The organism is Streptomyces sp. NPDC028910 (assembly GCF_055564955.1).
This window is the reverse complement of record NZ_JBVHVF010000004.1, coordinates 342318-354874: the sequence shown is the minus strand read 5'-3', so window position 1 is coordinate 354874 and position 12557 is coordinate 342318. Positions and strand designations below refer to the sequence as shown.

Below are 12557 nucleotides of genomic sequence, written 5' to 3'. Positions count from 1 at the left end.
ACGCCGCGCCTCAAACGCCGGCGGGGCTGAAAGAGGGGGAGCCCCGGCACCTGGGGGGGGTAGGTACCGGGGCTCGTCTGGGGGCTTGGCTGCCGGCCGCGCTAGGCCACGGCGTCGAAGCCGGTGTCGCGCGCCATGCGCTTCAGTTCCAGCAGGGCGTACTTCTCGATCTGGCGGATCCGCTCGCGGGTCAGGCCGTGCTGCTTGCCGACCTCCGTCAGGGTCCGCTCGCGGCCGTCGTCGATGCCGTACCGCATCTTGATGATCGACGCGGTGCGCTGGTCGAGCTTGCCGAGCAGGTCCTCCAGCTCCTCACTGCGCAGCAGCGAGAGCACGGACTGCTCGGGCGAGATCGCCGAGGTGTCCTCCAGGAGGTCACCGAACTGCGTGTCCCCCTCGTCGTCCACCGACATGTTGAGGCTGACCGGGTCGCGCGCCCAGTCCAGTACGTCGCCCACGCGCTTCTCCGTCGAATCCAGCTCGGCGGCGATCTCGGCGTGCTCCGGCTCGCGGCCGTTCTCGCGGTTGAACTCGCGCTGGACGCGGCGGATCCGGCCGAGCTCCTCGACCAGGTGGACGGGGAGGCGGATCGTGCGGGACTGGTCCGCGATGGAGCGCGTGATCGCCTGGCGGATCCACCACGTGGCGTACGTGGAGAACTTGAATCCCTTGGCGTAGTCGAACTTCTCGACCGCGCGGACCAGGCCGGCGTTTCCCTCCTGGATCAGGTCGAGGAGGGGGAGGCCGCTGCGCGGGTAGCGGCGGGCGACGGCCACGACGAGGCGCAGGTTGGAACGGATGAAGACTTCCTTGGCGCGCTCGCCCTCGGCGGCCAGTGCCTCCAGCTCCTCACGCGCCAGGTTGTCCCCGTCGCGCTCTATCGCGCCGTCGAGGATCTGCTGGGCGTAGACGCCCGCTTCGATGATCTGGGACAGCTCCACTTCCTTGGCCGCGTCGAGGAGCGGGGTACGCGCGATCTCGTCCAGGTACATGCCGACCAGGTCGCGGTCTGCGATCTCCCCGCCCACAGCGCGAGCGCTGCTCGCGGACTGACGACGGGCGACGGCGCGGGTTGCCATGCGTGCTCCCTTGCGATGAGTTCGGTCGCGGTGCGGCTGCCGGACGGCCACCCGTGGTGCGGTGGTGCGTCCCCGGACACTCTCCCGAGTGCCCGCATCCGAAGGAAACAACGACTGGAATCAGGACAGAATTCCCACACCGGTCGGTCTTTTTCGAGATCTTGCAGTACCCTGCGCCGCCCGCGAGACGACCGCCAGCCGTCACATGCGGCACAGCCGCACTCCCACCCCTGAAGACGGTGCCCGCCGGCTTCTGGTTGCCTAGCCGAACTGGAGGGAGCGCTTCGAGAGGCCCATCCAGAAGCCGTCCACCGTGTCGCGGCGGGCGGTGAGGTCACCGGCCGCGTCCGCCGCGCCCAGGGTGACGAAGAGCGGGGCGAAGTGTTCCGTACGGGGGTGGGCCAGGCGGCCCGACGGGGACTTGGCCTCGAAGTCGAGCAGCGCGTCCAGGTCGCCCGAGGCCAGCGCCTCGTGGCCCCAGGCGTCGAATTCGGCGGACCAGGAGGGGACGCCCGGTCCCGTGTGCCGCAGCGCGGCCAGGTTGTGCGTGAAGAAGCCGCTGCCGACGATCAGGACCCCTTCGTCGCGCAGGGGCGCCAGCTTGCGGCCGATGTCCATCAGGCGGCGGGGGTCCAGCGTGGGCATGGAGATCTGGAGCACCGGGATGTCGGCCTCCGGGAACATCTCCACCAGCGGGACGTACGCCCCGTGGTCCAGGCCGCGGTCCGGTACGTCCTGGACCGGGGCGCCGGGGGCCCGGAGGAGGGCGCGGACCGAGGCGGCGAGCCGCGGGGCGCCCGGGGCGTCGTAGCGGACCCGGTAGTAGTGCTCGGGGAAGCCCCAGAAGTCGTGTACGAGCGGGACCGGGTCCGTGGCGCCGAGGGCGAGCGGGGCCTCCTCCCAGTGGGCGGAGACCATCAGGATCGCCGTGGGGCGGGGCAGGGCGGCGGACCAGGCGGCCAGTTCGCCCGGCCAGACCGGGTCGTCCGCGAGGGGCGGCGCCCCGTGGCTGAGGTACAGCGCGGGCATACGGGTCCCGTGCGGGGTCGCACCCGCCGAGTCGAGGGTCATGGGGCGCTCCTCCGTCGTCGATGCGGGGTCACCCGAAAAGACTAACCCCGCTTGGTTCAAATTTGAACCAAGCGGGGTGGTCAGTCATTCCCGGGCGGGCACCTCGTCAGTGGGCGATCACCGGGACCTTGAGGTCCGCGTCCTCGGCGGAACCGGAACCGGAACCGGAACCGGAACGGGAACCGGATGCCGTCGGGCCGCCCGCACCCGGTCGGCCGGTGTTGATCAGCGTGACGGCGATGACCGCGCTGGCGACCAGGATGCCGACCGCCCACCAGATGGCGGAGGCGTAGCCCTCGACCATGGCCTGCGCCTGGACCAGCCGGCCGGCCGGGCCGCCCGCCGCGGCCTCGGCCGCGTGGTCCGTCAGGTACGCCGTGGTCGCCGAGGCCGCGATGGTGTTCAGCAGCGCGGTGCCGATGGCGCCGCCGACCTGCTGCGAGGTGTTGACCATGGCGGAGGCGACACCGGCGTCGGCCGGGTTCACCCCGTGCGTGGACAGGGACATGGCCGGCATGAACGCCGTGCCCATGCCGAGACCGAGCAGCAGCTGCGCCGGCAGGATCAGCGCCGGGTACGAGGACCCGACCTCCAGCTGGGTCAGCATCAGCATGCCGACCGCCGCGACCAGGAAGCCCGGGCCCATCAGCAGGCGCGGCGCGACGCGGGTCATCAGGCGGGCACCGATCTGCGTGGAGCCCAGGATCATTCCCGCGATCATCGGCAGGAAGGCGAAGCCGGTCTTGACGGGCGAGAAGCCCTTCACGATCTGGAGGTAGTAGGTGAGGAAGAGGAAGAGGCCGAACATGGAGATGACGGCCAGGCCGAGCGAGAGGTAGACACCGCCGCGGTTGCGCTCCACCAGGACGCGCAGCGGCAGCAGCGGGGACTTCACCACGGACTCGACGCCGACGAAGGCCGCCAGCAGCACCGCCGAGGCGATGAACATGCCCACGGTCAGGCCGTCCGACCAGCCCGCCGACTCGGCGCGGGTGAAGCCGTACACCAGGGCGACGAGGCCCAGGGTGGACAGGACCACGCCGGGGATGTCCAGCGGGGCGCGGTTGCGGGAGCCGGCGGGCTCGCGGATGACCAGCCAGGCACCCACGGCCGCGACGATCGCGAAGGGGATGTTGACGAAGAAGGTCCAGCGCCAGTTGAGGTACTCGGTGAGGAAGCCGCCGAGGATCAGGCCGACGGCGCCGCCACCGCCGGCGATCGCGCCGTAGATGCCGAAGGCCTTGGCGCGCTCCTTGGCGTCGGTGAACATGACCGCGAGCAGCGAGAGGGCCGCCGGTGCGAGCAGTGCGCCGAAGGCACCCTGGAGGGCGCGCGCGCCGAGCATCATGGCCTCGCCGTTCGCGGCGCCGCCGAGCGCGGAGGCCAGGGCGAAGCCGATGAGGCCGATGACGAAGGCGTTCTTACGGCCCCACTTGTCGGCGATGCGGCCGCCGAAGAGGAGCAGTCCGCCGAAGGCCAGCGCGTACGCGGTGATGACCCACTGGCGGTTGCCGTCCGAGATGTCGAGGTCGGTCTGGGCGGAGGGCAGGGCGATGTTCACGATGGTCGCGTCGAGCACGACCATCAGCTGGGCCAGGGCTATGAAGACGAGTGCCTTCCAGCGGCTGGGGTCGGCAGCCAGCGGCGGTGTCGCGGCTGTTTTTGACATGGGGGTACCCACTTCACTGTGCGGAATGACTGAAAGAGGCTAGTTCGGAAGCTTTGGGTGTGTCACATGGTTTTCTGCCTGAGGTCTTCCAACGTGGCTGCGGAGCCCGGCAGTTGGGAGCGGGCCGGGGCCCGCAGCCCGTCGAGGAAGAGCTGGAGGTGACGGTGGGCGAAGCCCTGGACGTCGAGGCAGGCGGTGCCGGGGAGGGGGCGGCTGAGCTGGGACAGGGCGACCATCAGGTCGCCGATGCCGATGTCCGTACGGATCACTCCGGCGTGCTGGCCGGCGGCCAGCAGGGTCTCGACGGCCGCTTCCAACGCGGTGCTGGCGGCGAGGAGTTCGGGGTGGTCGCGGTCGAAGTCGTCGGCGAGCATGGGGCACAGGGCGCCGATCCGCTCGTCGGCCGCGGTGTGCGTGAAACGGCACAGTGCGGCGAAGGCGTCGGGCTCCTCGGCGAGGGAGGCCTCGGCCGAGGCCGTGACCCGGTCCATCACGAAGAGCACGACGTGGCGGACGAGGGTGGGGCGGTCGGGGAAGTGCCGGTAGAGGGTGGCGTTGCCGATGCCGGCCCGGCGGGCCACCTCGTCGAAGGGGGCCGCGGAGCCGAATTCGACGAAGACCTCGCGGGCCGCCGTCAAGATCCGCTCGCGGTTGCGGACGGCGTCGGCGCGCGGGCGCGGGACGCCGCTCGCGCGGGGCGCGCCGGACGGGCGGGCGCCCCCCGGCGGCGCCGGGCTCGCGGGCTCGGACCCGGTCGCGCCCGCACCCGCGGGCGCCGAGGCCGGCGCCCGGCGCACGGCCGCCCCGAGGGCGGTCGGGGCCGCCGGGGCGGTGGCGGTGGGGCGCTTCATTCCGGGGCCTCCCTGGCACGGTGACACGCAGTACGGACAGCACGGCGGACGGACAACCCGAATCCCCGCCGAAACGGGGAACCGGTCCCCGCTTGGCGGGACTCCCGTACAAACGGGGAACCAGTCCCCGGTTATTTCACCCTCCCGAGTGAGCCGAGTCACACCACCGCCGAGCCTCTGTCCACGTTCGGCCTCTTCCGGCGCGCGGCCGCGCCGCACCCGTCGGAGGGTGAGCGGACAGAGCGCAGACCGGGCAGGGCCGGCTGCCGCGGACCCGAAGGCGATCTCCATGCCGCAGACCCGCCACCGGATACGCAGTCCACGCCGCACGAGCGTGTACATCGGCCTCACCGCGTTGGCCCTCGGCGTCACGGCCACCGCGAGCGCCGGCATATCCAGCCGCGGCAACTCGGCGGCCGGGCCCGTGGCCACGAGCGTCGAATCGGCCCTCGCGCCCTGCCGGATCGCCGGCACGATGGGCGTGCAGATGTCCGAGGGCCTGCCGACGCCGCCCGGGTACTCCCGCTCCACCGGCGAGGTCCGGGCCCTGAACCTGATGATCGACTTCCCCGACGCCAAGGGCGAGGGCACGGCCGCGGACCGGCTGGCGGAGTTCTTCCCCCAGACCTCCGAGTGGTTCCGCACCAGCTCCTATGGCCGGCTCACCTACCGGGCCGAGGCACCGATAAGGAACTGGCTGCGGATGCCGATGCCCTTCGCGGCGTACGGGATAGAGCGCGGGTCCCCGTACGAGCCCGGCTACCGCCAGCTCGTCGAGCACATCGCGAAGGCCGCCGACCCCGAGGTGGACTTCAGCCGGTACGACCTGATCAACATCCTGGTCACCCCGAACGCCGGCCCGTCCGCCCTGGACACCGTCCTGTCGGTGACCTTCTCGGGCAACGGCGAGGCGCCGATCGCCGACGGGGTGCCGCTGGCCAACGCGTCCTTCGTCTACAGCCGGCAGGACGACGGCTCCGGCACCTACCGGGAGACCGGCTACCGGGTGCTCCCGCACGAGAACGGGCACGTCTTCGGGCTGCCCGACCTCTACACCTCCGACGGCGGGAGCACGGTCGGGCACTGGGACATCATGAGCGAGGACTGGGGCGCCAACAACGACCTGCTGGGCTGGCACAAGTGGAAGCTGGGCTGGCTGGACAGCACCCAGATCAGCTGCGCGTCGAAGCCGGGCATCAGCGACCACGTCCTGTCCCCGCTGGCGGTGCGGGGCGGCACGAAGCTGGCCTTCGTCCCGCTCTCGGAGAGCGCCGGATACGCGGTGGAGGTGCGGACCCTGGCCGGCAACGACGAGGCCGTCTGCGAACCCGGCGTCCTCATCTACAAGGTGGACTCCGACGTGGACACCGGGCACGGCCCGATCACGGTGTCGGACAGCGCGGACGCGAGCGGCGGCTGCACCCGGCGGCCCAATGTGCACGCGGAGCTGTCGGACGCCCCGTTCCGGCCGGGCGAGACCTTCACCGACGATAAGTCGGGCATCACCGTCTCGGTGGTGGGCGAACTGCGCAACGGCAGCTACCAGGTCCGGATCGTCCGGCCGTAGCGGCCCGCCCCGGGGGAGGGGTCAGCGGCCCGTGGCCCTGGGCCAGAAGCGGTCCAGCCACACCAGCGTGTCCCGCATGACGTAGTGGTCGGCGTTCGGGCGCAGCGCGGACAGCAGGAAGGAGCGGGCGCCCTCGGAGGGCACGCCCAGCACGGTGATCCGCGGGTCCGCCGCACCGTCGGAGCCGACGGGGTGGAACTCGGGGGTCAGGTCGAGCCCGCCCGGCTGGAAGACCTCCCCGTCCGCCGACTCGTTGCGCCACAGCCGCACCAGGCCCCGGTCCAGCAGGTTGCGGTAGAGCGGCAGGGCGTCGAGCCGCGGGTCGAAGCCGTGCATCCGGGCCTCGACCAGGACGTCCACGGGGCGCGAGAAGCCGGTGTGCGGGCCCTCCACCACGGCCTTGCCGGTGGCCTCGTCGAGCCGGACCCGGGCGTCCGGTCCGGCGCCGACGTCGAGCAGCCCGCGGTCGATCAGGGCGGCCATCTTCGCCATGATCTCGGGGGCGGCGCCGTTGGCCAGCCGGTTGTGGTGGCGCACGTAGCGCTGGAGGAAGTGGCGCTGGGAGGCGGCGGTCAGTCCCGCGTGGTCCACCGCGTACGAGATGACCTGGCGCAGGTCGCGCCAGACGCCGTCCGAGGCCGCCTTGTGCGGGTTCCAGAGGTTGCCCTGACGGGCCCACAGCTGGTCCTGCGCCATGAACGCGCGGACGGACCTGCGGAACTCCTCCGGGGAGCCGGCGGGCGGGACCGGGGAGACGGCGCGGTGCCAGTCGAAGCGGTTGCCGTGGAGGTACGTCTCCAGCCCCCACGCCGAGTCGAGGGCGTCGGTCACCGAGCTGGGCGGCAGGGCCCGGTCCACGCAGCGGCGGACCCCGGCCTCGGCCGAGGGGCCGTACACGGTCCGGGTCCAGTGCAGCAGGACCTCCCGGACCTGCCAGGAGACCGTGTTCTGAGCCGTGAACAGCGCGCATTTGCCGCGCAGTACGGCCTCCAGCACGTCGGCGATCTCGTCCACCGCGCGCTCCAGCGGTGCGAGGAGGTGGCCGGGGCCGTCGGCGGGGGCGCCGGTCACGAACGCCAGGTAGCCGGGTAGCGCGCGCTGGGTCAGCAGCAGGGCGGCGGAGGGGCCGAAGAGGGTGACGTAGTGCAGGTGGGCCATCTCCAGGACGACCAGCGGCAGGAGGTCGCGCTCGAAGTCCAGCTGCGCCCGCCCGGACCCGGCGGCCGGGGGCCGGCCGACGTGGGCCCGCAGCTGGTCCACCGCCTCGCGCGTCAGGAAGGTGCCGGGGTGGTCACCGGAGCCGTCGCTGGGCTTGTGGTTGTCGGGCCGGGCGAAGGTGAAGAGGCCGGAGCCGCTGAACGCGACGATGGCCGCCGGCTCCCGGCCGCCGGGCCGGTAGACCAGGCCGGACCCGTCCTCGTGGAAGGAGCCGCCGCGCCCCTCGGTCAGGTGCAGGATCGTGTCGATGGCGGTGAGCCCCATGCCGGCGCAGCCGACGACCGCGTCCGGTCCGCAGCCGTCGGCGTCGAGCCGGTCCTCCAGCGGGTACGGGTGCGGTACGTGGCGGGTCCCGCCGCCGGCGGCGAGGCCGGCCGTCCGGCGGCCCGCGGCGGAGCGCTGCGGATCGTGGTACGAGTGGCCCGTCAGCAGCAGGACCTCGTCCGCGACGCGGCGTTCGCCGTCGGCGGTGACGACCTCCAGCCGGTGTTCCGCGGCGGGGACGATGTCCACGACCTCCGCGTGGTGCAGGTGCAGAGCGGCCCCCGGGTGGCGGCGCAGGTCCGCGGCGAAGGCCTGGAACATGTCGCGCAGGGCCAGTCCGTGGACGTAGCGCTTGGGCCAGTCCTCCGGGCTCAGGTCGAGGTCCGGGTCCCCGGTCTCCTCGAAGCGGCGCCGGCACCACTCGTGCAGGGTGGGCCGCTCGGCCGGCGGGCGCAGCGGGCCGGCGCCGGTCACCGTCTCGTCGGCGGCGAAGCCCACCTGGGCGCCGATGCGGTTGAGGTAGCTCGTCCGCGCCTGGTCGGGGCTGTGCGCCTGGCCCGCGCCGAACGCCCCGGTGCGCTCGAAGAGGTGGACCTCCAGGCGGCGCCCCTGCCCGAGCCGGTCGATCGTCGCCGAGAGCCTCTCCAGGGCGTACGTGGCCCTGGGTCCGCCCCCCACCACGGCGAGCCGGTAGGGCTCTGCCGTCGCCGCGGGTCGGCCGGATGCGTCAGCTCGGGGCGTGGTCACGGGCACCTCAATCAATGGTCGTTCAACGGTCGTTCAATGGTCGGAACGGATCGGCCGGGGCGCGGGTCAGCCGCGGTCCGGCAGGGTGCGGGCGAGCGTGGCGAGGAAGCGGTCGATGTCCCGCTCCGTCATCCGGCCCATCGTCGAGAGCCGGAAGAAGTCCGCCGCCAGCTGTTCCTGGGCGCTGTAGATGACGAACCCCTCCGCCCGCAGGCCGCGGTGCAGTTCGGGGTAGCCGCAGCCGGCCGGGATGCGGACGGCCGTGAGCGCGACGGCCCGCTGCTGCGGCGGGAGCAGGATCTCCAGGCCGAGCGCCTCCAGGCCGTCGCGCAGTCGCCGCGCCAGGGCCGAGTAGCGCGCGTGGCGGGCCTCCCAGCCCTCGGCCAGGGCGAGGTCGAGGGCGGCGTCGAAGGCGTAGAACGCGGGGATGCCGGGGGTGAACGCCGGGGCCTGGGCCTTCTCCTGAGCCGTGTAGTGCCGGTGCAGGTCGAGGTAGTAGCTGCGGCGCGGGGCGCCGGCGAGCCCTTCGAAGGCCGTGCGCGCCGCGCTGACGAACCCGAGGCCGGGTGCGCCCTCCAGGCACTTGTTGGCGGAGCCCGCCAGCCAGTCGATGCCGTCCGCGGCCAGTGCGAGGCGCTCCGCGCCGATGCTGCTGACGGCGTCCACGATGACCTCGCGGCCGTGGGCGTGCGCGATCCGGGTCACCGCCGCCACGTCGTTGAGCATGCCGCTGCTGGTCTCGTGGTGGACGACGCCGACGTGGGTCAGGCCGGGGTCGGCGGCCAGCGCCCGGTCCACGGCCGTGAGGTCCACGGGGGTGGCCCAGCCCAGTTCGAGCCGGTGGCCGCGGATGCCGTGGGCGTCCGCGATGTGCCGGAAGCGTTCGCCGTAGTGGCCGTTGTCGATGACCAGCAGGGCGCCGTCGCGGGGCACCGCCGAGCTGACGGCGGCCTCGACGGCGGCGGTGCCGGAGCCGGTGAGGACGACGGAGGTGTGCCTCTCGTCGCCCCCGGCGACCAGGGTGGTCTTGTGCCGTACGCGGGTGAGCAGGTCGGAGAACTCCGGCTCGCGGTGGCACATGTCGGGTCCGGCGAGTGCCGCGCGCACCCGGTCGTCCGTGATGACGGGGCCGGGGTTCATGAGGACCAGCCGCTGCGGGCGGGCCGGCGTGCTGTCGTTCATCGGGCGATCGCTTCCTTGAATCGGGCGGCCGAGGCGGGCGGGGCGAGGGCCGGGCGGCCGAGGTTCGGGTCCGATCCCGGGGCGATGCGTACGCGGACGAGCTGGGGCCCCCCGTCCGCCTGCGTGCGCAGTACCGCGGCGCGCAGGGCGTCCGCGTCCGAGACGTCGTGGGTGGCGCGGTAGCCGCAGGCCGCGGCGATCGCCCCGAAGTCCACCCCGGCGGAGGCCGTGGGCTGGCCGCCGGTGGACTCGTAGGACTCGTTGTCCAGCAGGACGTGGCACAGGTCCGTGTCCGTCCGGCGGCCGATGGTCGCCATCGCCTCGAGCCGCATCAGCGCGGCGCCGTCGCCGTCGAGGACGGCGACCCTGCGGTCCGGGGCGTGCATGGCCACGCCGAGGGCCACGCTGGAGGCGCAGCCCATGGAGCCCACGACGTAGAGGTTCTCGGGGCGGTCGAAGTCCCGCTCCAGTTCCCGCGCGGTCTTGCCCGTGGTGGCGACGAGCAGGGTGCGCGGGTCCATGGCGGAGACGATGTGGCCGATCGCCTCGGCCCGCTGCATCAGCCGCGGGGCGGCCGGGGCGGCGGGGGCGGTCGGGGCGGCGGCCGCGCCGGGCGCCTCGTACGGGGCGATGGCGCCCTTGGGCACGATGAAGGCGAAGGGCAGTCCCGTGGCGGCCATGTGCGCGGCGGCCGCGTCGAGCCGCTGCGCGAGCAGCGCGGGGTCGTCGGGGAGCACCTCGTGGCGGACGCCCATGGACGTCAGCATGTCGGGGGTGATCCGGCCCATCAGCTCGTGCTGCGGCTCGTCGGGGCGGCCGGGGCGGCCGCGCCAGGTGACGAGGAGCAGGACCGGAAGGCGCAGGGTGTGGCAGAGGGAGGTCAGCGGGTTGACCGCGTTGCCCAGTCCGGAGTTCTGGAGGATGACCACGGGCCGGCGGCCGGCGAGGTGGGCGCCGGCGGCCAGGGCGACGGCTTCGCCCTCGTTGGCCGCGATGACGTACTCCTGCGGGTGCTCGGCCTCCAGGCAGGAGATGACGGGGCCGAGGAAGGAACAGGGCACACCGGTGAACGGCCCGTGCCCGTGCTCTTGGAGTACGTCGACCAGGGTGCCCGCCTGCAGCACTCCCGGCGTACGCGCCGCCGTACTCGACGTGTCGGACGGGCTCGCCGGCTTCGTCGTGTCGGCCGGGGTCGCTGTGGTGGCCGCGGTCACTGGGCGGTCTCCCGGGTGGCGAGCAGTTCGGTGGCGCGGGTGACGTCCTGCGGGGTTCGCAGTTCCAGCCAGCCTGAGGCGATCTCGACCGCGTGGATCCGGTGTCCGGCGGCGAGCAGGTCGGTGAGCAGGTCGGCCAGGGTGGCCCGGGCGCCGTTGGCGCGGCGCTTCTCCGCGACCTGGCGCAGTGCGGTGAAGCCGTCGGCGGAGAAGGCGGCGGCGCCGGCGAACTCGCCGTCCGCGCCGGCGCCGGCGGCCGCCAGGACCACGCTGCCCGAGGCCCCGCCGATCCGGCGGCCGTCCCGGGCGACGGAGTCGAGGGCGAGCGGCAGCGCGTCGGCGCGGCGCTCGGCGCCGGGCCCGGCGGACACGTCGACGAGGACGGCGATGTCGCCGCCCGCGGCGACGAGCCGGCGCAGCGGCTCGCCCTCGACGAGGACGTCGCCGCTGAGCAGCACGGTGCTGTTCAGGTAGCCCTCGTCCAGCGCCAGCACGGCGCCGGCGGCGTCCGGCTGCGCGGGCAGCAGCGTCACGTCCTGCGGGGCCCGCGCGAGGTCCTCGGCCGCGGCGACCGACACCGATTCGATGTCCGCCCGGCGCAGCGCGGTGCTCTGCTCCTCCAGCAGGCCGCCGGCGGGTGCGGTGGGCAGGCCGGGGACGATGACGGCGCGGGCCCGGCTCGCGTACGGGGTGATGTACTCGGCCTCGTGCTGCTTCTGCAGGGGCATGCCCTGGAGGTCGAACACGGTGGCCAGGGGGGCGATCCGGTCCTCGATGCCGGTCGTGCGGTCGTCGCGGAGGATCGACGCGAAGGTCTCGGTGACGGCGGCGATGCCCGCGCGCAGGCCGTGGTTGGCGTAGATCACCATCTTGGCGCCGGCCTCGGACAGTTCGGTGGCCGTGATGGTGTGGTAGGTCGTGGGGACCACGACGACCGGGGTCGGCAGGGTCCAGCGCTCCAGGAAGCGCAGCACCGGCTCCGGGGAGCTGCCCTTGGCGTGGATCAGTACCGCGTCCGCGCCGGCCGCGGCGTAGGCCTCGCCGCGGCGCAGCGCCTCCTCCATGCCCCAGCCCGCGATGAGGGCCTCGATCCGGGCGATGACCATGAGGTCGGGGGTGCTCTGGGCGGCCTTGGCGGCGCGCAGCTTTCCGCAGAACTCGGCGATGGGCGCCAGTTCCTGACGGCCCGGGATGAAACTGTTGACCTTCGGGAAGCGCTTGTCCTCGATGGAGACGCCGGCGATCCCGGCCGCCTCGTACCGGCGGATCATGTTCATGACGTTGTGGGCGTTGCCGTAGCCGGCGTCGCAGTCGGCCACGACGGGGACGTCGACGGCGGCCGCCAACGAGGTGGCCGTGGCGAGCAGTTCGCTCATGGTCAGGATGTCGGTGTCGGGCACGCCCTGGGAGGCCGAGACCTCCAGGCCGCTCGACCAGACGCCGTCGAAGCCGGCGCGCTCGGCGAGGCGCGCACCGAGCGGGTTGTGCGCGCCGATGATGCGTACCGTGCCGGGGCGGGCGAACAGGTCCCGGAGCTGCCGGGCTCCGGACGTCCTGTGGTCCCCGCGTGCCTCTGTCGTCCCAGTGGTCATGCCGATTCTCCTGTTGTCCGCATTCGTGCGTGAGGGGGGCGCAGCATCAATGGGGGGCGGCCCACATCATGCAATTGCCGGAATTTCAAATGGTCGGGGTCGG

General features: G+C 73.1%; 9 protein-coding genes. 1 reads left to right on the top strand and 8 read right to left on the bottom strand.

Going from position 1 to position 12557, the window contains the following annotated elements; translation table 11 throughout:
- Window positions 1-101: 101 nt before the first annotated feature.
- From ACZ4TV_RS08565 to ACZ4TV_RS08550, 4 genes are all read right to left on the bottom strand, one after another.
- On the bottom strand, window positions 102-1079 hold the full coding sequence (locus tag ACZ4TV_RS08565; protein WP_468132098.1) for a sigma-70 family RNA polymerase sigma factor: 978 nt from the start codon (window positions 1077-1079) through the stop codon (window positions 102-104).
- Window positions 1080-1340: 261 nt separating this feature from the next.
- Window positions 1341-2150, bottom strand: coding sequence for a dioxygenase family protein (locus ACZ4TV_RS08560; RefSeq protein ID WP_468132096.1), 810 nt, complete (start codon window positions 2148-2150; stop codon window positions 1341-1343).
- Between the two features lie 106 nt (window positions 2151-2256).
- Window positions 2257-3819 carry an MFS transporter gene (locus ACZ4TV_RS08555; RefSeq protein WP_468132094.1) on the bottom strand — a complete coding sequence of 521 codons (1563 nt, stop codon included), beginning with the start codon at window positions 3817-3819 and terminating at the stop codon, window positions 2257-2259.
- A 62-nt stretch (window positions 3820-3881) separates the two neighbouring features.
- Window positions 3882-4670, bottom strand: coding sequence for a TetR/AcrR family transcriptional regulator (locus tag ACZ4TV_RS08550; RefSeq protein WP_468132092.1), 789 nt, complete (start codon window positions 4668-4670; stop codon window positions 3882-3884).
- Between the two features lie 289 nt (window positions 4671-4959).
- Here ACZ4TV_RS08550 and ACZ4TV_RS08545 point away from each other — a divergent pair, with 289 nt between their 5' ends.
- Window positions 4960-6237: a M6 family metalloprotease domain-containing protein gene (locus ACZ4TV_RS08545; protein WP_468132090.1), complete on the top strand. Its 1278-nt coding sequence runs from the start codon at window positions 4960-4962 to the stop codon at window positions 6235-6237.
- Between the two features lie 21 nt (window positions 6238-6258).
- Here ACZ4TV_RS08545 and ACZ4TV_RS08540 read toward each other — a convergent pair whose 3' ends face one another.
- The 4 genes from ACZ4TV_RS08540 to ACZ4TV_RS08525 all read right to left on the bottom strand — a co-directional run bounded on the left by ACZ4TV_RS08540 (window position 6259) and on the right by ACZ4TV_RS08525 (window position 12454).
- Entirely contained in the window at window positions 6259-8466 is a 2208-nt protein-coding gene (locus ACZ4TV_RS08540; protein ID WP_468132088.1) for an FAD/NAD(P)-binding protein, read from the bottom strand.
- Window positions 8467-8532: 66 nt separating this feature from the next.
- A complete protein-coding gene (locus ACZ4TV_RS08535) occupies window positions 8533-9648 on the bottom strand; it encodes a 2-aminoethylphosphonate aminotransferase (RefSeq protein ID WP_468132086.1) in 1116 nt (371 codons plus the stop codon).
- A complete protein-coding gene (gene aepY / locus ACZ4TV_RS08530) occupies window positions 9645-10862 on the bottom strand; it encodes a phosphonopyruvate decarboxylase (protein ID WP_468132084.1) in 1218 nt (405 codons plus the stop codon). Before aepY ends, ACZ4TV_RS08535 begins: the two co-directional genes overlap by 4 nt.
- A complete protein-coding gene (locus ACZ4TV_RS08525; protein WP_468132082.1) occupies window positions 10859-12454 on the bottom strand; it encodes an isocitrate lyase/phosphoenolpyruvate mutase family protein in 1596 nt (531 codons plus the stop codon). Before ACZ4TV_RS08525 ends, aepY begins: the two co-directional genes overlap by 4 nt.
- Window positions 12455-12557 lie beyond the last annotated feature (103 nt).

What these genes read in the sequence shown, in the direction of transcription:
- ACZ4TV_RS08565 (WP_468132098.1), bottom strand. Translation starts at nt 1,079, where the DNA reads ATGGCAACCCGCGCCGTCGCCCGTCGTCAGTCCGCGAGCAGCGCTCGC.
- ACZ4TV_RS08560 (WP_468132096.1), bottom strand. Translation starts at nt 2,150, where the DNA reads ATGACCCTCGACTCGGCGGGTGCGACCCCGCACGGGACCCGTATGCCC.
- ACZ4TV_RS08555 (WP_468132094.1), bottom strand. Translation starts at nt 3,819, where the DNA reads ATGTCAAAAACAGCCGCGACACCGCCGCTGGCTGCCGACCCCAGCCGC.
- ACZ4TV_RS08550 (WP_468132092.1), bottom strand. Translation starts at nt 4,670, where the DNA reads ATGAAGCGCCCCACCGCCACCGCCCCGGCGGCCCCGACCGCCCTCGGG.
- ACZ4TV_RS08545 (WP_468132090.1), top strand. Translation starts at nt 4,960, where the DNA reads ATGCCGCAGACCCGCCACCGGATACGCAGTCCACGCCGCACGAGCGTG.
- ACZ4TV_RS08535 (WP_468132086.1), bottom strand. Translation starts at nt 9,648, where the DNA reads ATGAACGACAGCACGCCGGCCCGCCCGCAGCGGCTGGTCCTCATGAAC.
- ACZ4TV_RS08525 (WP_468132082.1), bottom strand. Translation starts at nt 12,454, where the DNA reads ATGACCACTGGGACGACAGAGGCACGCGGGGACCACAGGACGTCCGGA.